Origin of the sequence: Burkholderia sp. BCC0097, from assembly GCF_902832985.1 — a bacterium.
GTDB lineage: Bacteria > Pseudomonadota > Gammaproteobacteria > Burkholderiales > Burkholderiaceae > Burkholderia > Burkholderia orbicola.
Map to the genome: position 1 here is coordinate 601,469 of NZ_CADFDM010000001.1, position 23,175 is coordinate 624,643.

Genomic DNA, 23,175 nt, shown 5'->3' on the forward strand with positions numbered 1-23,175 from the left:
CCTCCGATGACAGCACGCGACACGCCTTCTTCTGCCGTCAGCGCCCCCGCGCTGCCGATTTTCTGGCCGATGGCCGCCGCCACGGCGATGTTCGCGGCCGGCTCCGAGATCACGGCGCGCAATCTGCGCTTCCTCGCGGAAGAGGAGAAGCTCCATTTCGAAGCGCATCCGGCGCTGGCATCGCCGAACCGGCCGTTGCTGGAACTGCGAACGATGACGTTTCGCGATTATTCGGCCGCGCCCGCGCACGGGCTGCCGACGATCGTCGATGCGCCGTACGCGGGGCACAGCGCGATGATCGCCGACTACCAGCCGGGGCAGAGCCTGATGCAGACGCTGCGCGAGCACGGCGTGACGCGCCTGTACCTGACCGACTGGCGCTCGGCCACCGAGGACATGAAGGACCTCGAGATCGACCAGTATCTGGCCGAGCTGAACGTGTGCGTCGACGAACTCGGCGGCCGCGTGAATCTCGTCGGGCTGTGCCAGGGCGGCTGGATGTCCGCGATGTATGCGGCACGTTTCCCGCACAAGGTCGCGAGCCTCGTGCTGGCGGGCTCGCCGATCGACACCGACGCGGGCGACGGCCCGATCAAGCAGATGGTGCACACGTATCCGACCTCGTTCTACGAGGAACTCGTCGCGATGGGCGGCGGGCTGATGCGCGGGCGCTTCATGCTGCGCGGCTGGAAGAACATGCATCCCGACCAGCACTATCTCGCCGAGCACGTCGACCTGTACGAGCATCTCGACGATCCCGACTACCTGCGCAAGCGCGAGGTGTTCGCGAACTGGTACGAAAGCCCGATCGACCTGCCGGGGCGCTGGTACCTGCAGGCGATCGTGCAGATCTTCAAGGAAAACCGGCTCGCGAAGGGCACGTTCGTGGCGCTCGGGCGCACGCTCGACCTGAAGGACGTCGCGTGCCCGGTCTATCTGCTCGCCGGCGAGGCCGACGACATCACGACGCCGGAGCAGGTGTTCGGCGCGCGCGAACTTCTCGGGACGCCCGCGTTGCGGATCGAGAGCCGGCTCGTGCCGGGCGGTCATATCGGCCTGTTCATGGGGACGCGCACGCTGAAGGCGGTGTGGCCCGACATCGCGCGATGGATCGCGGCGCAGCGCTAGGCCCACGCGGATCGACAAGGGAGGCCACATGACGTTGCGGCACAAGCGGGGGCTCGTCGTCGGCATCGCGAACGAACAGAGCATCGCGTGGGGATGCGCACGCGCGTTTTGCCGGGCGGGCGCCACGCTCGCGGTGACCTGGCAGTCGGACAAGACCTTGCCGCACGTCGAGCCGTTGTTCGCGCAACTCGACGCGCCGATCCGGATGCCGCTCGACGTCGGGCACCCCGACCAGATGGCGGCGGTGTTCGATGCGATCGCGGCGCAATGGGGCGAGATCGACTTCGTGCTGCATTCGGTTGCGTATGCACCGAAGGCCGATTTGCAGGGTCGCGTGATCGACAGTTCGCCGGAAGGCTTCTCGCTGGCGATGGATACGTCGTGCCATTCGTTCATCCGGATGGCGAGGCTCGCCGAGCCGCTGATGACGCGCGGCGGGAGCCTGATGGCGATGAGCTATCTCGGCGCGGAGCAGGTCGTCGCGAACTATGGGGTGATGGGGCCGGTCAAGGCCGCGCTCGAGGCGAGCGTGCGGTATCTGGCGGCCGAACTCGGCGGCGCGGGCATTCGCGTCAACGCGATTTCGCCGGGCGTGCTGCCCACGCGTGCGGCGTCGGGCCTGCCGGACTTCGGCCGGCTGCTCGACGACACCGCGCGCCGGGCGCCGCTGCATCACGCGCTCGGCATCGACGACGTCGGCGCGTTCTGCGCGTTTCTTGCCAGCGACGGCGCACGGGCGATCACGGGCGGCACGCACTATATCGACGCCGGCATGCACATGCTCGGCTAGGGCCAGCGCAAGCCCGTCATGAGCATGAACGGGCCCTGACGCACCGGCGGAATGTGGCGTTCAGGTGCGCGTGATTGCTTCCACGAGGGCCGACGGCGCGTGTGCGACCGTCACCTCCGGCGTGCCGTGCCACGCCGCGAGTTTCTTCACGGCTTTCGCGACGTCGGCCGCGAGTCCGGTACCGAAGCGCACGCCCGGCTCGACGTGCACGGCCTTCAATTCGAACGTGCCGAGCGCGCGATGCGCTTTCGCATCGACGCGGCCCACCAGCCGGCCGCGATGCAGCACGGGCAGGCAGAAATAGCCGTAGCGCCGCTTGTGCTCGGGCGTATAGCACTCGATCGTGTAATCGAAACCGAACAGCGTCGACGCGCGCCGCCGGTCCCAGACGACCGGATCGAACGGCGACAGCAGCGTCGTGACCGTCGAGCGCAGCGTGTCGGCCGCGGCCGCCGGCAGCAGCGCGTCGAGCGAGCGGTGCACGTAGGCCGGCTCCTTCCAGTCGTCGATCCGCACCGGAATCAGGTCGCCCGCATCCGCGAGCCGCTCCAGCTCCGCGCGGTACGAACGGCGCGGCAGCCGATAGTAGTCGGCCACCCAGTCCGCGCGCACGACGCCGAGCGCGCGGCACGTGTAGTCCAGTAGCGCGGGCAGCACGGCTTCGCGCGGCGGCAGGTCGCGCGTATCGTCCCAGTCGGGCAGCACGCGTTCGCGCACGTCGTACACGCGCTGGAAATTGCGGCGCGCCGACACCATCAGGTCGCCCGTCGTGAACAGCACCTCCAGGTGACGCTTCTCGGGTTTGCGATCCCACCAGCCGTTGCCCTTCGCGCCGTCCTCGCGCGCGAAATCGGCCGACCGCACCGGGCCTTCGTCGCGAATCCGCGCAAGCAGCCGTTCGATCTCCGGACGATTCTGCTCGTGCCATTCGGCCGCATATTTCCAGCCCATCCCCGACGGATCGAGCATCTTGTAGCGCATCAGCCCGAACTGCTCGATCGGCAGGAAACACGCTTCGTGCGACCAGTATTCGAACAGGCGCGCCTCGGCGAGATGTTCGTCGAGCCAGTGCGGCGAGAAATCGCCGAGACGGCTGAACAGCACGAGATACGGGCTGCGCGCGACGACGTGGATGGTGTCGATCTGCAGCTGGGCCATCCGGCGGATCGTGTCGAGCACGTCGGACTTGGTCGCCTTGCGGCGGGGCGGCGTGAGCAGGCCCTGTGCGGCGAGATGCAGGGCACGGGCGGCGGCGAGCGAGAGCGTGAGCATCGGCAGGGCGGTCGAGGGTGGCGATCGGGAACCACTTTAGCGCGAAAGCGGCGCGCGCGTGCGACGTGCGGCTGCCACGCGTCTGACAATGGTTGACAGATGCCTTTCGCAAGTTTCCCTATAGTGCAGTTCATGGCGCGACGACAAGTGCGCGCAACGATTCCGCTTCCGACGCACATATGTCCATGGCACGCAGGAAGCGAATCCGGGATTCTCAACCCCCATCGGGAGACCCGGAGCCCTGAGCGAACATCCACGCGGCTGTGCACCGGCCCCGTGTGGATGTTCGCTAATTTTTTTGTTTTTCCGGGGTTTCATCCGTCGTCGCGCGACAGGTCATGCCGCGGCGCTCGTCTGTCCGGGCCGCAGCGCGCGGGACAGGTCATAGTGTTTCGCCGCGCCGTAACGCGGAGAACCGAAGTGCCAGTCGTAGTTGCCGCGAATATACGTGCGGGCGTCGTCGAGCAGGCGCAGCGACGCGCGATCGTCGGTACGCGCACGCACCTTTTTTTCCAGATCGAGATAGCGCGCGAGATAGCCGTTGTGGATGTCCGCCGCCGCGTCGAGCGCGGCTTGCGGCGGCAGCCCGCGTTCGTGCATCAGGACGCAGACGAGATTGCTGCTCGATTCGCCGGCTTCCTTCGGATACGAAAAGATGTCGTTGCACAGGCAGAGGATCGCGTTGGACAGCTTGCGCAGGCGCTCGACCTCTTCGTCGGCGTAGAACGCGGCGGGCGCCTCGTAGCCGGCGGCGATGTCGATCAGCGCGAACGCGCCTTCGCCACAGCCGTTGTACGTGCGACCGGAAAGGTACTCGGCCTCGCCGGGCACGACGTCGGTCGCGAACCGGCCGGCTTCCCACAGCGTCGAGAACAGGTACGTCATCATCCCCGCCACCCAGCGTGCGTACTGCACGCGCGTGGACGTGGCCGCGATACGCGCGCATATGTCCTGCGTCGCCCGTTGCAGCGCCGGCAGGAACGCGGCCAGGTGCGGCAGGCGTGCCGCCAGCGCGGCCCGCAGCGGCGCCGGATCATGGCCGGTCGGATCGGCGATCATTTCGTACAGCCACAGGTACAGCGCGCCGAGTTCACCGGGGGCGCGCGCGACGCCGTGCAGGCTGCACAGACCGTCGTCGATCGCGAAGATCCAGCCGTAGGCGCGGGCGGTCGTACACAGTCCGTCGAAGCTCGCTTGCGCGTAGACGCGCGCGCAGTATTCGCCGATCTTGCCGTGACGGATGCCGTGCGCCCAGCGCGGATCGTCGAGCAATCCGTGGCTGTTCATCCACGCGTGAAGGTCGGCGTCGGCGCGCTCGGCGTCGGAATGCAGGGCTGATTCGAACGGGGAGAACAGACGCGGCAGCACGAGCGCGGGCGCGGCGGCTTCGGCGGCAACGGTTTCGACGGACATGGCGGGCCTCGCGGATGGCGGGTGACAACAGGTGTCGTGAAGGGCGGTCCGGCCTACTTGCCGAACCGGCGCGCGCGCTTGCCGTATGCGGCGATGGCCTGCTCGAAATCGTCGCGTCCGAAATCGGGCCAGTACGTCGGCGTGAAATAGAACTCGGAGAAAGCGGTTTGCCACAGCATGAAATTCGACAGGCGCTGCTCGCCCGACGTGCGGATCACGAGGTCCGGCTCCGGCTGGCCCGCCGTATAGAGGCGGCTCGCGATCAACTCGGGGCTGAGCTGCGCGAGCAACTGATCGACGGTGCCGGCCGCGACGTGCTCCGCGATCAGCGAGCGGACCGCGTGCAGCAAGTCGAGGCGGCCGCTGTAGGCGACCGCGATATTCACGTCGAGCCCGCGCGCGTGGGCCGTGCGTTGCTGCGCGGCGCCGATGCGCTCGGCGGTGGCGGGCGGCAACTGCGTCAGGTCGCCGATCACGTGCAGGCGCCAGCGGCCGCTGGCGGCGAGCTCGTCGAAGACGTCGGCGATCACCGCGAGCAGGCCCCGCAATTCCGCGGCGTCGCGATCGAGATTTTCGGTGGACAGCGGCCACAGTGTCACGAACGGGATCCCGGCTTCGTCGCACCACGACAGCAGCGCATGCACGTTGCGGCCGCCGGCGCGATAGCCGTCGACGGCCGGCAGGCCGAGACGCTCCGCCCAGCGCCGGTTGCCGTCGAGAATGACGGCGAGATGCGTCGGCAACGGCGGCCGGGCACTATCCGATGCGGTGGGCGACTCGATGGCGAATGTTTCCGGCGCGCGCAGAATCAGCTCTTGAGTCATGGAGACTCCTTCGATGCGAGGAAGCGATCGAAACGTGAAACAGCGGATGGGGTCGTTATGGCGACTGCGGCATGCCGGTGTGGGGATAATGTTCGCACCGATGCGCGCGACCATTATTGATCAATGAATTTCGGTTTTTCAAGTGGTTTGCATGCACCATATCGCGGCGCGCTGACTCAAGCGGCCGCGCAGGCATGACGGGGCGCCGGCAGATATCGAAAGCGGCGATGCGCAATCGATTTTCGAACCGATTTTATTTCGACATGTGGAGACGGCGAGTGCTTTTGTGTTTCGCGTGATTGAATAAATCACGGAATTGGAAAATAAAGAGATGCAATACGCGGAGGATCGATTGCGGCGAAAACGATTCCGCCGCGTCGGTCGTTGGACGTTTATGCCCGCTTGCCGCGCGCGACTTCGTCGCCGGCGCCCGGCGGCAGCCGTCGCGTGATCGGAATCGACGCGAACGAGCACAGCCCGACCACCAGGAACGCGGGCCAGAAATCCGACCACACCATCGCCTGATGGCCCTGGAGCCAGTGCGACACGTGCAGCACGAGGCCGGCCACCGTCACGCCGAGGCCGAGCGACATCTGCTGCACGACGCTGCCGAGGCTCGTCGCGCGGCCTGCGTCGCGCGGCGAGATGTCCGCGTAGATCATCGAATTCAAACTCGTGAACTGCAGCGCGGGGAAGATGCCGCCGACGAGCACGATCAGCCAGATCGCCCAGGTCGCCATGCCGGGATGGAACACGCCATACGCGGCGATCGCGAGGCCCGCGAATGCCGCGTTGTAGATCAGCACCGTGCGAAAGCCGAAGCGCCGCAGCGTGTGCGTGGCCGTCGAGCGGCTGACCGCGCCGCCGAGCGCGGACGCGCACGTGATGAGGCCGGAATGGAACGCGCTCATGCCGAGCCCTTCCTGCAACGCGAGCGGCAGCAGGAACGGTACCGCGCCGAGGCCGATGCGAAACAGCGACCCGCCGACGACGCTCGCGTGGTACGTCGGGATCTTCAGGAAACTGAGGTCGAGCACCGGGCGCTCCTTGCGGCGCGCGTACGGCACGTACAGCGCGAGCATCGCGGCACCTGCCGCGCACATGATGATGGCGTTCGAGCGCGACGTGAGCGAACCGTCGATCAGCGTGAGACCCATCAGCAGCAGCGCGGCGCCGCTGGCCGACAGCAGGAAGCCGAACCAGTCGAGCGGGCCCGGATCGGGCTCGTGCGTGTTCGCGATGTGCTTGCTCGCGAGGTAGATCCCGTAGATGCCGATCGGCACGTTGATGAAGAAGATCATCCGCCAGTGCAGGTAGGTCGTGATGAAGCCGCCGACGAGCGGCCCGACCGTGGGCCCGAACAGCGCGGGAATCGCGAGGTAGTTCATCGCGCGCACGAGATCGGCGCGCGGCACCGCGCGGAAGATGATGATGCGGCCGACCGGCACCATCATCGCGCCGCCGACGCCCTGAATGAAGCGCGCGAACGTGAGCACGCCGAGGGAGTTGGACGCCGCGCACATCAGCGAACCGACGACGAAGATGCCGATCGCCGTGCGGAACACGGCGCGCGCGCTGAAGCGGTCGGCGAGCCAGCCGCAGATCGGGATGAACACGCCGAGGCCGACCACGTAGGCCGTGATCGCAATGTTCAGGGTGACGGGGTTGTGCCCGAAGTCCCTCGCCATCGCAGGCAGGGCGGTGACGATGATGTTCGCGTCGACGCTTTCCATGAACAACGCACAGGCAACGATGAGCGGTGCTAGAAAGACGGGCGACATGGGCTGGGCGCGCGGTAAAGACGCCATTATGCCCACAATGTGACCGCTGCGTCACGTACGACAACAGTTGTTCCGCATGTTGCAACAGTCGTCCTTTCCGGTGGGGGGCGCGGAAAGAACGACTGCGTCCATGCGGTCGACGGGCTGCTCGTGCGTGTGGCCTCCACGTGGCCGACGAACCGCGCGGCGTTGCCGTGGCGGAACGTGTGCGCGCTCTCCGGCTGCGCCAGGAAGTCGGCGCGGCGATCGCGGATCGACGCGTCGCGCAGCGCGCCGGCTACCCGTTCGTCCCGGTGGTGATCGTGCGCGAACACGGCAAGCGGCGTTGCAGCGGGGGCGGTCAGGTTGACTCCTTTTGACGGAGTGGCGGTGCGTTCCTAAAATGTGAGCACCTGCTCATATTCGAGCGAATGCACCTTTCCACCATGTCCGATTCGTCTTCGCGCATGCCGCTTTCGCCGCGCAAGGCGCCGCGCCAGCGCCGTTCGGTGGCCACGGTCGATGCGATCGTCGAGGCGGCCGCCCGCATTCTGGAGCGCGACGGCTTCGCCGGTTACACGACGAACGCGGTCGCGGCGAACGCGGTCGCGGCGCGCGGCTGATCGATTTCAAGGAAGCGCGGTTGCCGCGCGGTGCGCGCACCGCGCGGGTCGCATCCACGCAACCTTGCTGCATGCGCTCGGGGCGCGCGATGCGCCACGCGTCGCCGCGCCCGACGTCGTCGCGCACGATCTGCTCGCGATCGTGAAAGGCATCGTCGATGCGGCGGGCGTGCGCGGCGAAACCGATGCGGACGCGCTCGAAGCGCGTGCGTGGCGGGCGGTGCGCGGTTATCTCCGGGAGTCGCGCGAATCGAAACTTGCTTGACATGCATGTTTCGTGCGACAGTCGGACCCACTCGCACCACAACATGACGCGTATCGATCGAAGGCCATCGAGACGAACGCGCGCGCGAACGAGACCTCGTGCCGATCCACTCACCAACGAAAGGAGGGGACACGCCATGACGTCACGTCGTGCCGCACCGCTTGCATCTCGCTTCCCGTCGCGTCAGTCACCGCCCGCGCCGCGTCTGCGCTGGGCCGCCGCACTGGCCATCGCCTATCTCGCCGTCGCCGGCTGCGCCGCGCAGGCCGACAATGCGAACCAGGCCGCCGCGCAAGCGGCCAGCCAGTCCGCGCTGCCGGCCACCACCGCAGCCGCGCCGGCTCCCGCGTCGGGCACGCTGTTGCCACCGCCGAGCCAGCTCTACGGCGACCTGTTCGTCGCGGTGCAGACCGCGCAGCTCTATCCCGACCAGAAGACCTTCGTCGACGCCACGCCCGATACCGATCCCGCGACGATCGTGCAGTTGTATCAGCAACAGAAATCGCAGCCGGGCTTCTCGCTGAAGGCGTTCGTCGACCAGCATTTCACGCCGCCTCCGGCAGGCGGCGTGACGCCGCCGCCGAACCAGACGCTGCGCGAGCACATCGACTGGCTGTGGCCGCAGCTCACGCGCACGAGCACCACGGCCCCTCCGTACAGTTCGCTGATTCCGCTGCCGAAGCCGTACGTCGTGCCGGGCGGCCGCTTCCGCGAAGGCTACTACTGGGATACCTATTTCACGATGCTCGGGCTGCAGGTGTCGGGGCGCGAGGATCTCGTGGACGACATGCTCGACAACTTCGCCTACCTGATCGATACGGTCGGGCACATCCCGAACGGCAACCGCACGTACTACGCGAGCCGCTCGCAGCCGCCGTTCTTCGCGTACATGGTCACGCTCGCCGCGCAGGTCGAAGGCGACAAGGTCTACCAGAAATACCTGCCGGCGCTGCGCAAGGAGCATGCGTACTGGATGCAGGGCGAAACCACGACGCCGCGCGGGCAGGCGGCGCGCCACGTGGTCGCGATGCCCGACGGCGCCGTGCTGAACCGCTACTGGGATGCGCGCGACACGCCGCGCGACGAGTCGTATCTCGAGGACGTGACGACCGCGAAGTCGGTGCCGTCCCGTCCCGCGAACGAGGTGTACCGCGACCTGCGCGCGGGTGCCGAAAGCGGTTGGGACTACAGCTCGCGGTGGTTCGGCGACGGCAAGACGCTCGCGACGATCCGCACGACGTCGATCGTGCCGGTCGACCTGAACAGCCTGATGTTTCATCTCGAGACGACGATCGTGAAGGGCTGCGCGCTCACGCGTGACATCGCGTGCGTGGCCGATTTTTCAGCACGCGCGGGCAAGCGTGCGGCCGCGATCAATCACTACCTGTGGAACCGTCGCGGCTATTACGGCGACTACGACTGGCAGTTGCGCAAGCCGCGCGACGCCGTGACGGCCGCCGCGCTGTATCCGCTGTTCGCGGGCGTCGCGTGGCCGGAGCGTGCGAAGGCGACCGCGCGCGAAGTGCGCAAGACGCTGCTGCAGCCGGGCGGCCTCGCGACGACGACCGAGAACACGGGCCAGCAATGGGATGCGCCGAACGGTTGGGCGCCGCTGCAGTGGATCGCGATCGACGGGCTGCGCCGTTACGGCGAACCGGCGCTCGCGAAGGACATCGGCACGCGTTTCCTGTCCGACGTGAAGCACGTATATGCGACCGAAGGCAAGCTCGTCGAGAAGTACGTGGTCGAGGGCACCGGGACGGGCGGCGGTGGGGGCGGGGAATATCCGTTGCAGGACGGCTTCGGCTGGACCAACGGCGTCACGCTGAAGCTGCTCGGGCTGTACGGCGAGTAATGCACGGCGAATAAGGCACGCCGCGTAAGGCACGCGACGGGCCGCGTGCCCGCACGGCAAGCCACCGCATGGGCCGGACCGTCGCGCAAGCGACCGTCCGGCCCGCGTCTTTACGCGGCTGGCATCAGAACGTGATCGTCGTGCGCACGCCGACCACCGTTTCGTCGCCGATGCGCGCGCCGGCCGCGTTCGGGTTCGGGATGCCGCCGCCCGGACGGAAGAAGTGCTGCAGGTCGGCCTGCACCTGCCACCACGGCGCGACCTGGTACTGGTAGGTCGCCTCGATGACCGTCTCCGCGCGGCGCACCGGATAGCCGGGCGTCGTGTACGCGCCGGTGTCGCCATCGAGGCCGCGCGCATGCGAACCGATCTTCGCGTAGCCGACCGCGATGCCGGCGACGTCGTCGTCGCGCCCGACGAACGGGGCCTTCAGCGTCACGCCCGCGTTGGCAGCGAAATCGACGAGATTGCGGTCGCCCGGCGAACCCATCACGCGCGCGAACACGCCGACCGAGCGCGGGCTGTCGGCGGCCGGCCGCCACACCATCTGGTCCGCGACCGCATAGAAGCCGTAGTTGCCGCGATGCGTGGCGGGCGTGCCGTTGCTGGCCGGATCGGCGAGCGACAACCCGTCGGTGCCGTAGCGCGGATCGTTCGCATGCTGGGAGTGATACCAGAAGCCGAGCTTGTAGGTGCCGGGCAGGCCGGCCGGCTGCGGGGCCTTCGGGTCGGCCGGCGGCGCGTTCAGCGCGTACTGCACTTCGCCGATCACGAATGCGCCGCTGCGCAGGTTGAAATTGGTGCCGTGCGCGTTCAGCACCTGCGCGTCGCCGTCGCTGCGACCGGCCGGGTTGCCGTCGAACACGCCGACCATCGCGGTCCATGCGTCGGCCGGCTTCACGCGCAGCCGCACGCCGAGCGACGACAGCGGATACGCGGGGCCGCCGGACGGCAGATCGGTGGACGGCAGCACGGGCCAGCCGAACGTCGCGTTCATGAACGTCGCCGCGTTCTGGCTCACCATGAATTCCTGATCGACGCTCTGCTGGCCGACTTTCACGTCGACCTTGCCGTCGAGCAGCGACTGCTGGTACCAGAGCTCCCACAGGCGCGTGGTCGAATTGGCCTCGATGCCGGTCGCGGTCTGCAGCGTCTGCAGGTAGCGCTGCGTAACGTTGGTGCCGTGAATCTGCAGCCCCGACACGTTGAACGTGCCGCCCGCCAGGCCGATCGCCTTGCCGGTGTCGACGTTGAAGCCGAATTGCGTGAGCCCCTGGTACGCGCCGCCGCGACCCGTGCCGCCGGACGTGTTGTACAGGTATTCGCTGGTTTCCTGCAGGCTCAGCGTGACGCCGTGCTCGTCGAGCAGGTCGCGCAGGCCGCCCATGTTGCCGAGCAGGTTCGAACGCTCCCACAAGCCGGTGGGCGTGGGCGCGGCAGCATCAGCGGCCTGTTGTGCGGAGGCGGCGGCATCGCTCGCGCCGGCTGCCGGTTCGGCTGCGGCGGGAGATGACGCCTGCGCGAATGCGGTTGTGGCGGCGAGCGACAGCAGCAGCGTGGCGAGCGCATCGACGCGAAGCTTGCGCGGGACGGGTTCGAGATGATTCTTCATGTAGGTTCCGTTGGCAGTTTGATTAGTTAGGCTGAGGAAACGGGAACGGAATGCGGGACGCGTGGCGAGACGGCCCACACGGAGCAGGGCTTACGGCAGCCAGCCGCCGACGCGCCACACCTGCGCAAAGCCGACGCGTGGCGCGACCGCGCACAGCAGCGCGACGAGCGCGAGCGCGGCCGCCGTCGCGACGAACAGCACGCAATCGAGCAGGCGGGGCGCTGCCGGCACATGGGCGAGCGCGAAGCCGCGCCAGTTACCGAACGCATGGGCGAGCGGCGAAAGGCCGGAAACGAACGAGCGGTCGCACACGACGTGCACGATGCGCTTGAGTCTGACCGCGAACGATTGAAAGAACATGACGCTGCCTCCGTCCCGCCCGGCGGACGCCGGACGACGTGATCGAGCGCAGGGGCATCACGCGGCCTGCGATCGGAGGGTGAAACATAACGGAGCGTGCGACTGACGAACCGGCGATGGCCGGCCCGGAGGAAGCGCGCTAACCCGACGAATGCGAGCTAGCGGCGAAAGACATGCGTCTGGCTGCTATCTCGCGATGGCGTGGCCGGCCTGGACCGGCATCGAACTGCAACTAGAGCATGTGTCCACGGAGGGACTCCCTTGATGAATTGGGGCGGATTGTAGTCGCGAGTTTTGCTGCGGCGCAAGTAAAAAACGCACGAAAAATGCGCTGTGTGGTGGGCGCGTCGCAGCGGAGCGGGGCCGCCGCGCGGCCGCCCGGCGAGCGTGAAAAGGCAGGGCGGCAGCGTGGCGGGCCGTTGCTCGCACGCATCGGCGCGGGGTGGTGTCATGACGGCGCTGAAAGGTTTCAGAGCGTTATTTCAAGGGCAAATCTTTCAGTCGCGTCAGGCGGGAAATTTATTTCGAAAAATGGGGTTGGGAGGGGTTGACTTCACTTTCGGGCGGTCCATAGAATCCGCCATCTTCACTCTTGGGGCCGCCGCCTTGGACGCCTGCAGTAGTCGATCTTCGAACGAAATTTCCGCCTGAGCGACCGACGTCCGCGCCTCATCGAAGCCGCCGTTTGTCTCCCGGGCAAACGGTGCGCGCAGCAGTATTTCCGCAGCAACTCCCTACGTGCACCCTGATTCGCGCCGGTTAGCGTGATGCGTTTTCGCATGCGTTGCCCGGTTTCACCGCCGCCTGGCTGGCGGCCGCGTTCGCGCATCCGTTCTCCGGGCGCGCGAATGCAGGCCCGCACGCCGGACGGCGGTCAACCGTGTTCCCCGGAACACCGCACAGGAGCCGCCATGAACGACAGTGACAGTTGTCCCTTATGCCCGTTGCATACGCAGACCCTTTTGAACCCGGGTCGCGGGGACACGCCGGCCGATTAGCCTGACACGTCGTTCAGGCCCCTGGCTAGCCCCGCGCCCACCACGCGGCCGGCACGCTGCCGTCGCCGCACGGAGCCAGACCATGAACTTCGGCCTTCTGCTGTCGAACTTTCCGCACGTCACGGAATCGCGCCAACACTACGACGCGATGCTGACGCTCGACGCCCGTCCGCGGGTGTTCTCCCGCCTGTTGAACCAGCTGAAAGCGTTGATCCACTGAAAAGAAGCGCCGAGCGCGCCTCGGCATGCGCACGCGCGCCCGCCTTCGAGCGGCCGTCCCGTGCGCATTCCAAGGCCACCCGCTCATCGAATCGCATAACCCTTAGCCGTATGGAACACATCATGTCCACGCCCTCCAACGTCTCTCCACCGATCGCGGCCGAACGCAGCGCCGTGCTCGACGACGCCCACCTGGGCGACATCCGCGGCGCGCTCGGCACGATCTCGCACCACGACACCGGCGCACGCGGCACGTGGTGGGCGCGCCTGCGCACGCTGCTCGCGATCATCGGCCCGGGGTTGATCGTGATGGTCGGCGACAACGACGCCGGCGCATTCGGCACCTATACGCAGGCCGGCCAGAACTACGGCACGACGCTGCTGTGGACGCTGCTGCTGCTGGTGCCCGTGCTGTACGTGAACCAGGAAATGGTGCTGCGCCTCGGCGCGGTCACGGGCGTCGGCCATGCGCGCCTGATCTTCGAACGCTTCGGCAAGTTCTGGGGCGCGTTCAGCGTGATCGACCTGTTCCTGCTCAACGCGCTGACCATCGTCACCGAGTTCATCGGCATCACGTTCGTGCTGGATTTCTTCGGATTGCCGAAGGTGGCCGGCGTGTGCGTGGCCGCCGCGCTGACGATGGCGGCGGTGAGTACCGGCGATTTCCGGCGCTTCGAGCGGTTCGCGATCGGCCTGTGCGTGATGAGCCTGCTGCTCGTGCCGGTGCTCGTGTCGATCCACCCGCCCGTCGCGCAGATGACGCGCGACTTCTTCGTGCCGAACTGGCCCGCGCACGCGAAGCTGTCGGACGTGATGCTGCTCGTGATCGGTATCGTCGGCACGACGGTCGCGCCATGGCAATTGTTCTTCCAGCAGAGCTACGTGATCGACAAGCGCATCACGCCGCGCTTCATGAAATATGAAAAGGCCGACCTGTGGATCGGCATCGCGTTCGTGCTGGTCGGCGCGGTCGCGATGATCGGCTTCAGCTCGGCGTTGTTCAGCGGCCATCCGGAAGCCGGCAACTTCACCGACGCGGGCGGCATCATCGCCGGCCTCGAGAAGTATGCGGGCCGCACGAGCGCGACGCTCTTCGCGATCGCGCTGCTCGACGCGTGCATCATCGGCGCGGCGGCCGTGTCGCTGTCGACCGCGTACGCGATCGGCGACGTGTTCAAGATCCGCCACTCGCTGCACCGCGGCGTGACCGACGCGAAGGGCTTCTATCTCGTCTATTTCGGTATCGTCGCGGCCGCGGCCACGCTCGTGCTGATCCCGGGCAGCCCGCTCGGCCTGCTGACCGAAGCCGTGCAGACGCTGGCCGGCGTGCTGCTGCCGAGCGCGACGGTGTTCCTGCTCGTGCTGTGCAACGACCGCCAGGTGCTGGGGCCCTGGGTCAACTCGACGAAGCTCAACGTGTTCACGGGCGCGGTGATCTGGGTGCTGGTGCTGCTGTCGATCATCCTGACCGCATCGGTGATGTATCCGGATATCAGCGGGGAGGCGATCGTCGACGTGCTGGTGGGCGGCACCGTGCTCGCGATCGCCGGCTATCTGGCGACGGTGTTGATTCGCCGCAACAAGCGCGTCGTCGAGCCGGGCATCGACCGCTCGCTGCGCGACTCGTGGCGCATGCCGCCGCTCGATACGCTCGAGCCGCAGAACATGACGCTCGCGACGCGGATCTGGATGGCCGTGTTGCGTGGCTATCTGGTGATCGCGGTCGGGCTCGTGATCGTGAAGGTCGTGCAGATGACGCTGCTGAAGTAACGGCGATCGTCTGCGAGGAAGCGGCGCCGGTCCGGCGCCGCGCCGCAACCGAAACATGCCGGCCCGCGAGGCCGGCATGTGCGTTTACGCGATCGGCGAAACGAAACTGCGCCGCGCCGCCGCCCGCGCGTCAGATCAGCTCGAGCTTCGACGTCAGGTACGTGAGCTGGATCCGGTTCGCGACGCCGAAGCGCTTGCGCAGCTTGCGCAGGTGATAGTCGACGTTGTGCGCGCTGGTGTCGAGGCGCCGGCCGATCTCCTTGTCGGACGCCCCTTCGGCGATGCCGAGCAGCAGTTCCTGCTCGAACGGCGTGAGCCCGTTCACCGCGCGTTCGCGCGACGTCGAGATCAGTTGCGGCGATGCGAACTTGTGGACCGACAGTCCGATCGACAGCGCCTGCTCGATCGTCGCCGGCGTGATCCATTCGCGCGTGCGGCGCGGCGCGGTGAAGCTCATGAACGCGTGCAGCCGCGTGCCGGGCACGGCCATCGAATACATGATGCCGCTGCACATCCCGTCGTCCTGCATCGTCTGCAGGAAGCCGTCGAGCGCGGCCGGGCTCACGGACGGCGCGTCGTCGCGCTCGCGGTGTTCGCGGCGCAATTGCTGCAGGTCCCACACGATCGGCATGTTGCACACGCGCGCGCCGAGCGTGCGCGGATCGACGTCGTGATGGTTGTGCCGCACGTAGTCGCCGCGATAGGTGGCCGGCGTGAACGCTTCGTGCAGGTAGAGGCTTTCGACGCGCTCGCGCGCGAATTCGAGTGCGAAGTACGCGAACGTCGAGAAGCCTGTCAGATGCAGCAGGCTCGTGACGATCCGGTTGCGCTCGGCCGTGCTCTGCGCGTGCGCGAGCGTATCGGCGACGCCGAGCTTCGGTGCGTGCGGCTGCGCGTCGTCGCCGCGCTTCACGTCGTCGCACCAGACGACCTGCACGGGGCGCTCGCGCAGCGCGTCCGCGCATGCGTTCAATCCGCGCGACGCGCGCGGCAAGGTGGTTGGGGCGACCGCTTCTTCATGCAATGCAATATCGGACATGAGCCATCCCTCGGAATCGACGCGCATCGCCTGGCGGCGGCCGTATCGTGTACGGCATTCGCGGCGGTGCGACCGAGCATCGTTGTGATATGCGCCGATCGTCATCCCTGACGAAACGCGGGGGCATTGTACAAAAATGTCGGTGTGTGGGTAATATGCCGTAATACTAATCGCGGCGAAAGTTTCATGTTCGTGTGCATATAACGACGACCAGAAAATCATAAAGAAAAGACCAGATCGTGACGGGGCGCAGTTTCACATATTGGGAAAGGGCGGGCTCCTCATGACATATGCTGACGGCACACCACGCGTCGAGTGGTTCTCACAAGCCGATATAGCGGCCGCTGCCGCTTATTCGAACGAATATCACGCAATCGAGCGTGACGTTTTTACCGGTATTCAAATAGCGCCCGGTAAAACCGACCTTGCGTCATTCGATTTCTCGCAATGCCATGCGCGATTGCGGCAAATCGGATTCAGTACGCTCGGTTACGGCGCCTACGAAATGATCGGGCGGCGCATTCTGCGCGCGCATCTGCTGCGCGACCTCGCGCCGGCGACGTTCATGCAGCCGTTCATCGAAGGGATGCTGTACGACAGCGACCCGCGTTTCGCGCAGGTGCGGCAGAGCGGCTTTCCGGTCGCATGGAGGCTCGACGAGATCGAGGCGGCCGCGCAGGGCAGCGGCGATCGCAAGGTGCTGGCGCTGGCCGGCCACTTGCGGGCGCACGCAATGAACAGCGGCGTGATCTTCAGCCTGTCGGCGCCGCGGCTCGACCTGCGCGTCGCGGTGAACCTGACGTCGGAAACGCACGGCACCGAATGGATCGACGATCGCGTGATCGGCGGGGCGCTGTCGGTCAGTCTTGCCGTGCATCGCGTCGCGCTGCCGTTCCTCGAGGCGCGGGTCGCGCGCATGCGCGGCTTCGCGCTCGGCGACGAGCAGCAGGAAGTGCTCGACCGGCTCGTGCACGGGCTGTCCGACCAGGAGATCGCGAGCGCGCTGCGCACGTCGCTGCACAAGGTCGGGCACCACATCCGCTCGCTGGAAAAGCTGTTCAACGTGCAGAACCGCGCGCAGCTCGCGTACCTCGCCGCGCGGCGGCTGCCGTCCTGAGCTGACGTTTGCCGCAGGCGCGCGCCGGCGCCCCGGCGCGCGATGGAAGCGGTTCCGGCGGCGCGTGCCCGAAGTGGCCGCCGGGTTTCGTAGTCCGATTCGATCGTCTGAGGAAAACGCGCTTTCACGCTACGAGGCGCGCTTCTTTTTCCGCGGTTTCCCGTCGCTACACTCGTCCCATTCAACGGTCCGCGCGGCATGGGGCAGGGTTGCCCGTGCCAGCCGGCGATAACGACAGGACGACGGCACGATGGCTGAACCGAAGGCGCTCCCCCGCGACTGGCAGCGGTTGTTTTCCGCCGGCCGCGGCGTGTCCGGACGGCGCCTCGGGGGCGCGTCGCCGCGCGCCGACCTGTTTCTCGCGGCCTTCATCGTCGCGGTCGTCGCGCTGTTCATCCTGCCGCTGCCGCAGGCCGCGCTCGACGGGATGATCTCGCTGAATCTCGCGGCGAGCGTCGTGCTGCTGACGGTGTCGACCTACGTGCCGTCGGCGGTCAGCTTCTCGTCGTTTCCCGCGCTGCTGCTGTTCACGACGCTGTTCCGGCTCGCGCTGAACATCGCGTCGTGCAAGCTGATCCTGCTGCATGCGAACGCCGGCCACGTGATCGACGCGTTCGGGCGGCTGGTGGTCGGCAACAACGTGGTGGTGGGCGGGGTGGTGTTCCTCGTGATCGCGGTCGTGCAGTTCATCGTGATCGCGAAAGGGTCGGAGCGGGTGGCCGAAGTCGGCGCGCGTTTCTCGCTCGATGCGATGCCGGGCAAGCAGATGAGCATCGACGCGGACCTGCGCGCCGGCATCATCAGCGCCGACGAGGCGCGCGAGCGGCGCGAGAAGCTCGAGCAGGAATCGCAGATGCACGGCGCGATGGACGGCGCGATGAAGTTCGTGAAGGGCGACGCGATCGCGGGCCTCGTGATCGCGTTCATCAACATCGTCGCGGGGATCGCGGTCGGCACGCTGATGCACGGAATGGACATCGGCGAGGCGCTGCAGCGTTACGCGATCCTGACGGTCGGCGACGGGATGGCGTCGCAGATTCCGTCGCTGCTGGTATCGATCGCGGCCGGCATCGTGACGACGCGCGTCGCGACGCGCGATGCGCGGCAACGCCAGCTCGGCGAGCAGCTCGGCGAGCAACTGGGCGCGCATCCGCGCGCGCTGCTGATCGCGGCGTTCGTGCTGAGCGGTTTTCTCGTCGTGCCCGGTTTTCCGAAATGGTCGTTCGCGCTGATCGCGTTCGGCCTCGGCGCCTTCGCGTTCTCGCAACTGAAGCGCAAGACGTCAGCGCCGAGCTTCAACCTGATCCATGTCGCGGGGCGGGTCGGCGCGGCCGACGACGGCCAGCCCGCGAAGGTATCGCACGCGGCGGGCGTCACGTCGCTGATCGCGGTGTCGCTGTCCGACGACCTGCGCACGGGTCTGAACCTCGCGCAACTGCAGGCGGCGCTGTCGAGCGCGAAGGCGCGCGTCGACGCGGACATCGGCACGGTATTCCCGCGCATCACGCTGAACGACGACGAGGGCGCGCCGGCCGGCACGTACCGGATCTATCTGCAGGACGTGCTCGTCGCGCACGGCGCGCTGAAGCCGGGCTGGCTGCTGTGGGACGGCGTCGCGCCGTTGCCGGAGCGCGCGGAGCGCCAGCCGGCCGAGGCGTTCGGCCCGTTCGCGACCGCGCTGTGGATCAAGCCCGACGGCGCGGCGCCGGACGGCAAGTGGCTGTCGAGCGAGAGCGCGCTGGCCGCGCACGTCGAGCAGATCGTGCGCCAGCATGCGGACGAGCTGCTCGGCATCCAGGAGACGCAGGCGCTCGTGCATCTGGTGCGCCGCGACCATCCGGAGCTGGTGGGCGAACTGACGCGGCTCGTGCCGCTGCAGCGCGTGACCGAAGTGCTGCGCCGGCTGCTCGCCGAGCAGGTGCCGATCCGCAATCTGCGCGTGATTTTCGAGAGCCTGATCACGTGGGCGCCGAACGAGCCCGACGACGTGATCGCGCTGGTCGAGCTCGTGCGCGTCGACCTGCGCCGGATGATCACCGATCGCCATGCGGGCACGGCGCGCCAGCTGCGGGTCGTGCTGTTCGAGCAGAACCTGCAGGAGCGGATCGAGCGCGCGGTGATGCGCACGAAGCAGGGCAATTTCCTCGCGCTGTCGAGCGCGGTCAAGCAGGACATCGGCGAACAGGTGCGCGCGATCGTGCAGGCCGCGCAGTCGGCCGGCCCCGGCGGCCACGGCAACGCGCAGGGTGGCGCGCACGGTGGCGCGCGGCTCGCGGTGATGGTCGCGCTCGGCGCGCGCCGCTACGTGAAGACGATCCTGCAGCCGGTGCTGCCCGAACTCGCGGTGCTGTCGTACCAGGAAGTCGAGGAGGACGTGCAGTTGCATACGGTCGGCTGGGTGAAGAACCCGCCGGACGACGGCACGGTCGGCGCGGGCGCCGACGTGCGCGCGCCGGGAGTCGTGCAATGACGAGCTCGACGATCCTCGACCTGACGCGCCAGGCGCTGACGCTCGTGCTGCTGCTGTCGCTGCCGATCGTGCTGATCGCGACCGTCACGGGCCTCGTCGTCGCGATCCTGCAGGCCGTCACGCAGGTGCAGGACGCCAACATCGGCATCGCGGTGCGGCTGATCGCCGTGATGGTCGCGCTCGTGCTGCTGTCGGGCTGGCTCGGCGGCGAAGTGCTGCGCTTCGCGCAGCAGGCGCTGGAACGCATGTTCGTTTCTTCCACAGGAGTTCTTTGATGCGTCGACGCGTCGCCTCGATCCGGTTTCAACCGCGCAGCCTGCAACGGGCCGCGCTTGCCGTGTGCGCGACCGCGCTGCTCACGGCGTCGCTGTGCATGGCGCCCGCGCAGCATGCGCGCGCCGCGGACCTGCGCTGGCGCAACAAGCCGTTCACGATCGTCGCGAACGGCAAGAAGATCGGCGACTTCATTCGCGAGCTCGCGTCGTCGCAGGGCGTGACGGCGGTGGTCGACCCGAAGGTCGACGGCGTGATCAGCGGCCGCTTCTCCGGCACGCCGCAGCAGACGCTCGACACGATCTGTTCCACCTACGGGCTCACGTGGTACTACGACGGCTCGTTCCTGTATGTCGATCCGGCCGACCAGTCGCAGACGCAGATGATCCCGATCCCGCCGAATGCATCGGGTGAAATCGGCCGCGCGCTGCAGGCGATGCAGATTCCGGACAAGCGCTACACGCTGGTGATCAACGATCGCGCGAACAGCGTGTACGTGGCCGGCCCGCGCCGCTACGTCGAACTCGTGCGGCAGGCGGTCGGCTCGGTCGGCGATCCGTCGGCGAACGGCGCGCATGCGGACATCCGCGCGTTCCGGCTGAAATACGGCTGGGCGTCGGACTTCACGATCAACCGCTCGGGCAAGGAAGTGACGGTGCCGGGCGTCGCGACGATCCTGCGCCGGCTGTTCGGCAAGGGCGGCGGCACGACCGCGGCGCCGTCGAGCACGCCGCTCGGGCAGGCCGCGCGCCAGGTGAAGCTCGGCTCGGGGCTGACGATCGCGGTGCCGCGGCTCGACTTTCCCGACATTTCCGGCGGCCCGCGGCAGGGCGGTTATGGCGGCGCGGACAGCGGCATGGGCGGCGGCTTCTCGCCGTTCTCGAACACCGGCGGCGGCGACACGCTGCCGCAGATCGTCGCCGATCCGGCGATCAACGCGGTGATCGTGCGCGACCTGCCGGAGAACATGTACCGCTACCAGTCGCTGATCGGCCAGCTCGACGAGCGGCCGCGCATCGTCGAGATCAACGTGACGATCATCGACATCAACGAGGATTCGCTCGACAGCCTCGGGATCGACTGGCGCCTGCACACGACGCACGGCGACGTGCAGATCGGCAACGGCCAGAACGCGCTGAACGGCAACACGCAGTACAACGGCGCCGGCAACCCGCCGCTGACGTTCGGCATCGGCACGTCGGAAACCGGGCAGACGGGCACCTTCATGCCGACCGGCATCGCGCTGACCGCATCGATCGGCGGGTCGCTGCGCAACTACCTGCTCACGCGCGTGAACGCGCTCGCGCAGAAAGGCCAGGCGCAACTGCGATCGAAGCCGAAGGTGCTCGCGCTCGACAACACCGAGGCGATTCTCGAGAACCTCACGCAGTTCTACGTGCAGGTGCCGGGCTATCAGGATTCGTCGCTGTACAGCGTGACGACCGGCACCAGCATCAAGGTGACGCCGATGATCGTCGACGAGGCGATCCGCAACGCGGCGGCCGTGTCCGGCAATCCGCAGAGCGTGATGATGTCGATCGACATCCAGGACGGCAACATCGTGCCGGGGCAGGCCGTGTCGAACGTGCCGGTGATCCAGCAGCGCAACATCGTCACCAAGACGATGATCGACGAAGGCAAGAGCCTCCTGATCGCCGGTTTCAACGACGACGAGGTGAAGCTGAACAAGAGCGGCGTGCCCTGGCTGTCCGACATCCCGCTGATCGGCAACCTGTTCAAGTACACCGACAAGTCGGGCAACCACATGGAGCGGTTCTACCTGCTGACGCCGCGGGTCGTGACCAGCGCGTCGATGTACGCGCCGGACGGCTCGCCCGTGAACCCGGGCCTCGATGGGCCGGCGAGCCAGGAAGGGATGTCGATGTATCGGCCGCCCGACAACGACGTCGCGGTGCCGCTGACGCCGAAGCCACTGCCCGGCACGAAGTTCGGTCCGCCCGCGTTGCCGGCGCAGCCGTTGGATGCGGCGTCGCAGCCGGTGGCGACGACCGCAGGAGCCCCCGCCCATGTCGACGAGCATCATTGATCCGCACGGCGACGGCGCATTGCCCGGCGGCGCGGGAAGCGCGGGGGCCGGCTCGGCCGCGCTCGCGTCGCCGTGGAACCTGTGCTTCCTGAGCGGGCCGATGTACGGCCGCACGATGTCGCTCGCGCGCGGCGCGAACTGGGTCGGCACGGCGGCCGACTGCGAAGTGATCCTGCCCGATCGCGAGATCGGCGCGAAACAGGTGTGCCTGCAGGTCGGCGCGCTTGCGGTGACGGTGCAGAACCACGGCGGCGACGCCGGCGCGCCGGTGCTGTTCAACGACGAGCCGCTCGGCAGCGGTCGCCGCTCGCTGACGCCGAACGACGTCGTGACGGTCGGCTCGATCCGGCTCGGTATCGCGCGGCATGCGCAGGCGAGCGTCGCGGTGCCCGACGAAACCGATACGCCGGACGCCGCGCGCGAAGCGGCGTGGCTCGGCTGGCTCACCGGCGGCCTGCGGCGGCTGGGCAGCCGGCGGCTCGTGATCGCGCTGGTCGCGTTGTGGATCGGCGTGCTGCTCGGCGCGCTCGGCTACGGCTTCGTCGCGTGGTCGGGGCGGCTGCCGTGGCAGCACGAATCGGTGCTCGCGCGCACGCACCGGCTGCAGCAACTGCTGCATGCGTATCCGGAGCTGGCGGTCGCGCCGCGCGACGACGGCGTGATCGTGTCGGGCTATGTGAGCGACCCGGCCGCGCGCGAGCGCGTCGCGCAGATCGTCGCGGGCGTCGACAACGCGGCGCTCGGCAACATCTACGTGGTCAGCGATCTGGTCGCGACCGCGCAGACCTATTTCAGCGATACGGCGCTGACGGTCACGTATCTCGGCCGCGGCCGGATCGAGTTGACGGGCACGGCCGCGCGCGCGCAGATCGAGCCGCGCATCCGCAATTACATGAAGGACGCGCGCCCGGCGCTCGAGGTGGTCGACCACGTGCGCGATGCCGATGCGGCCGCGCCGCGCACGGCGACGACGCTCGGCGGCACGGCGGGCATTCCGGAGATCACGACCGTGTTCGCCGGCGACGGCGATCAGCGCTACATCGAGACGGTCGACGGCAGCCGCTATTTCGAAGGCGCGCGGCTGAAGGAGGGCGCGACCGTCGTGTCGATCGGCCCGGACGAAGTGGTGTTCGAGCGCAACGGCCAGCGCATCACGATGCCGCTCGGCGGCCCGTCGGCGCGTGCGCCCGAACAGGCGCCGGCGCCGCCCGTGGCGCCGCTCGCGAGCGGCGCGGCGGCGGGCGTCGCGCAGCCGGTGCCGGGGCCGACGCTGTTGCCCGATGCGCCGGCGACGCCGGCCGTCGCGGCGGCCAGCGTATCGAAGGGCGCGACGCACTAGG

General features: G+C 67.8%; 18 protein-coding genes and 1 pseudogene. 12 read left to right on the forward strand and 7 right to left on the reverse strand.

The genetic code is table 11. The features are described from left to right. Window positions 1–6 precede the first annotated feature (6 nt). Window positions 7–1,128 (forward strand): alpha/beta fold hydrolase, encoded by a 1,122-nt coding sequence (locus HWX07_RS02655; RefSeq protein WP_175875073.1) that lies wholly within the window; start codon window positions 7–9, stop codon window positions 1,126–1,128. Between the two features lie 28 nt (window positions 1,129–1,156). Continuing rightward, on the forward strand, window positions 1,157–1,918 hold the full coding sequence (gene fabI, locus HWX07_RS02660) for an enoyl-ACP reductase FabI (protein WP_175875074.1): 762 nt from the start codon (window positions 1,157–1,159) through the stop codon (window positions 1,916–1,918). Window positions 1,919–1,978: 60 nt separating this feature from the next. On the opposite strand, the gene HWX07_RS02665 is transcribed toward fabI, so the two are convergent. The 4 genes from HWX07_RS02665 to HWX07_RS02680 form a co-directional block, all read right to left on the reverse strand. Then, a complete protein-coding gene (locus tag HWX07_RS02665; protein WP_175875075.1) occupies window positions 1,979–3,190 on the reverse strand; it encodes a crosslink repair DNA glycosylase YcaQ family protein in 1,212 nt (403 codons plus the stop codon). 336 nt (window positions 3,191–3,526) lie between these two features. Continuing rightward, the gene (locus HWX07_RS02670) at window positions 3,527–4,603 is read right to left on the reverse strand and encodes a terpene synthase (protein ID WP_175875076.1); all 1,077 of its coding nucleotides are present in this window, start codon (window positions 4,601–4,603) and stop codon (window positions 3,527–3,529) included. A gap of 53 nt (window positions 4,604–4,656) precedes the next feature. Further along, window positions 4,657–5,427 (reverse strand): polyprenyl diphosphate synthase, encoded by a 771-nt coding sequence (gene uppS / locus HWX07_RS02675; RefSeq protein ID WP_175875077.1) that lies wholly within the window; start codon window positions 5,425–5,427, stop codon window positions 4,657–4,659. Window positions 5,428–5,819: 392 nt separating this feature from the next. After that, window positions 5,820–7,208 carry an MFS transporter gene (locus tag HWX07_RS02680; protein ID WP_027811409.1) on the reverse strand — a complete coding sequence of 463 codons (1,389 nt, stop codon included), beginning with the start codon at window positions 7,206–7,208 and terminating at the stop codon, window positions 5,820–5,822. Window positions 7,209–7,375: 167 nt separating this feature from the next. Between HWX07_RS02680 and HWX07_RS02685 the strand changes: the two genes are divergently transcribed. From HWX07_RS02685 to treA, 3 genes and pseudogenes are all read left to right on the forward strand, one after another. Continuing rightward, window positions 7,376–7,567 carry a hypothetical protein gene (locus HWX07_RS02685; protein ID WP_175875078.1) on the forward strand — a complete coding sequence of 64 codons (192 nt, stop codon included), beginning with the start codon at window positions 7,376–7,378 and terminating at the stop codon, window positions 7,565–7,567. A gap of 66 nt (window positions 7,568–7,633) precedes the next feature. Beyond that, a pseudogene (locus HWX07_RS02690) lies at window positions 7,634–8,075 on the forward strand (TetR/AcrR family transcriptional regulator). Window positions 8,076–8,211: 136 nt separating this feature from the next. Further along, a complete protein-coding gene (gene treA, locus HWX07_RS02695; RefSeq protein ID WP_175875079.1) occupies window positions 8,212–9,930 on the forward strand; it encodes an alpha,alpha-trehalase TreA in 1,719 nt (572 codons plus the stop codon). A 124-nt stretch (window positions 9,931–10,054) separates the two neighbouring features. On the opposite strand, the gene HWX07_RS02700 is transcribed toward treA, so the two are convergent. Further along, window positions 10,055–11,542 (reverse strand): carbohydrate porin, encoded by a 1,488-nt coding sequence (locus HWX07_RS02700; RefSeq protein ID WP_175875080.1) that lies wholly within the window; start codon window positions 11,540–11,542, stop codon window positions 10,055–10,057. Between the two features lie 90 nt (window positions 11,543–11,632). Continuing rightward, window positions 11,633–11,902, reverse strand: a complete 270-nt coding sequence (locus tag HWX07_RS02705; RefSeq protein ID WP_175875081.1) for a hypothetical protein — start codon at window positions 11,900–11,902, stop codon at window positions 11,633–11,635. 1,080 nt (window positions 11,903–12,982) lie between these two features. On the opposite strand from HWX07_RS02705, the gene HWX07_RS02710 reads away from it, so the two are divergent. After that, window positions 12,983–13,120: a hypothetical protein gene (locus HWX07_RS02710; RefSeq protein ID WP_164725537.1), complete on the forward strand. Its 138-nt coding sequence runs from the start codon at window positions 12,983–12,985 to the stop codon at window positions 13,118–13,120. Window positions 13,121–13,242: 122 nt separating this feature from the next. Further along, entirely contained in the window at window positions 13,243–14,889 is a 1,647-nt protein-coding gene (locus HWX07_RS02715; protein ID WP_175875082.1) for an NRAMP family divalent metal transporter, read from the forward strand. A 130-nt stretch (window positions 14,890–15,019) separates the two neighbouring features. On the opposite strand, the gene HWX07_RS02720 is transcribed toward HWX07_RS02715, so the two are convergent. Beyond that, the gene (locus HWX07_RS02720) at window positions 15,020–15,928 is read right to left on the reverse strand and encodes a LuxR family transcriptional regulator (RefSeq protein WP_011547292.1); all 909 of its coding nucleotides are present in this window, start codon (window positions 15,926–15,928) and stop codon (window positions 15,020–15,022) included. A gap of 283 nt (window positions 15,929–16,211) precedes the next feature. Between HWX07_RS02720 and HWX07_RS02725 the strand changes: the two genes are divergently transcribed. From HWX07_RS02725 to sctD, 5 genes are all read left to right on the forward strand, one after another. Then, window positions 16,212–17,045 carry an autoinducer binding domain-containing protein gene (locus HWX07_RS02725; protein ID WP_175875083.1) on the forward strand — a complete coding sequence of 278 codons (834 nt, stop codon included), beginning with the start codon at window positions 16,212–16,214 and terminating at the stop codon, window positions 17,043–17,045. Between the two features lie 250 nt (window positions 17,046–17,295). Beyond that, a complete protein-coding gene (gene sctV / locus HWX07_RS02730; RefSeq protein WP_175875084.1) occupies window positions 17,296–19,515 on the forward strand; it encodes a type III secretion system export apparatus subunit SctV in 2,220 nt (739 codons plus the stop codon). Next, entirely contained in the window at window positions 19,512–19,790 is a 279-nt protein-coding gene (gene sctS / locus HWX07_RS02735) for a type III secretion system export apparatus subunit SctS (protein WP_175875085.1), read from the forward strand. The genes sctV and sctS overlap by 4 nt, the downstream gene beginning before the upstream one ends. Beyond that, the gene (sctC, locus tag HWX07_RS02740) at window positions 19,790–21,835 is read left to right on the forward strand and encodes a type III secretion system outer membrane ring subunit SctC (protein ID WP_175875086.1); all 2,046 of its coding nucleotides are present in this window, start codon (window positions 19,790–19,792) and stop codon (window positions 21,833–21,835) included. The genes sctS and sctC overlap by 1 nt, the downstream gene beginning before the upstream one ends. Then, entirely contained in the window at window positions 21,816–23,174 is a 1,359-nt protein-coding gene (gene sctD, locus HWX07_RS02745; RefSeq protein WP_175875087.1) for a type III secretion system inner membrane ring subunit SctD, read from the forward strand. Before sctC ends, sctD begins: the two co-directional genes overlap by 20 nt. Window position 23,175: the final 1 nt, after the last annotated feature.

Excerpts from the sequence above, each read along its gene's own strand:
- HWX07_RS02700 (WP_175875080.1), bottom strand. The coding sequence starts at position 11,542 with ATGAAGAATCATCTCGAACCCGTCCCGCGCAAGCTTCGCGTCGATGCG.
- HWX07_RS02670 (WP_175875076.1), bottom strand. The coding sequence starts at position 4,603 with ATGTCCGTCGAAACCGTTGCCGCCGAAGCCGCCGCGCCCGCGCTCGTG.
- HWX07_RS02680 (WP_027811409.1), bottom strand. The coding sequence starts at position 7,208 with ATGTCGCCCGTCTTTCTAGCACCGCTCATCGTTGCCTGTGCGTTGTTC.
- HWX07_RS02655 (WP_175875073.1), top strand. The coding sequence starts at position 7 with ATGACAGCACGCGACACGCCTTCTTCTGCCGTCAGCGCCCCCGCGCTG.
- sctD (WP_175875087.1), top strand. The coding sequence starts at position 21,816 with ATGTCGACGAGCATCATTGATCCGCACGGCGACGGCGCATTGCCCGGC.
- HWX07_RS02705 (WP_175875081.1), bottom strand. The coding sequence starts at position 11,902 with ATGTTCTTTCAATCGTTCGCGGTCAGACTCAAGCGCATCGTGCACGTC.
- HWX07_RS02725 (WP_175875083.1), top strand. The coding sequence starts at position 16,212 with ATGACATATGCTGACGGCACACCACGCGTCGAGTGGTTCTCACAAGCC.
- HWX07_RS02710 (WP_164725537.1), top strand. The coding sequence starts at position 12,983 with ATGAACTTCGGCCTTCTGCTGTCGAACTTTCCGCACGTCACGGAATCG.
- sctC (WP_175875086.1), top strand. The coding sequence starts at position 19,790 with ATGCGTCGACGCGTCGCCTCGATCCGGTTTCAACCGCGCAGCCTGCAA.
- sctS (WP_175875085.1), top strand. The coding sequence starts at position 19,512 with ATGACGAGCTCGACGATCCTCGACCTGACGCGCCAGGCGCTGACGCTC.
- treA (WP_175875079.1), top strand. The coding sequence starts at position 8,212 with ATGACGTCACGTCGTGCCGCACCGCTTGCATCTCGCTTCCCGTCGCGT.
- HWX07_RS02715 (WP_175875082.1), top strand. The coding sequence starts at position 13,243 with ATGTCCACGCCCTCCAACGTCTCTCCACCGATCGCGGCCGAACGCAGC.
- uppS (WP_175875077.1), bottom strand. The coding sequence starts at position 5,427 with ATGACTCAAGAGCTGATTCTGCGCGCGCCGGAAACATTCGCCATCGAG.
- sctV (WP_175875084.1), top strand. The coding sequence starts at position 17,296 with ATGGCTGAACCGAAGGCGCTCCCCCGCGACTGGCAGCGGTTGTTTTCC.
- HWX07_RS02665 (WP_175875075.1), bottom strand. The coding sequence starts at position 3,190 with ATGCTCACGCTCTCGCTCGCCGCCGCCCGTGCCCTGCATCTCGCCGCA.
- HWX07_RS02720 (WP_011547292.1), bottom strand. The coding sequence starts at position 15,928 with ATGTCCGATATTGCATTGCATGAAGAAGCGGTCGCCCCAACCACCTTG.
- fabI (WP_175875074.1), top strand. The coding sequence starts at position 1,157 with ATGACGTTGCGGCACAAGCGGGGGCTCGTCGTCGGCATCGCGAACGAA.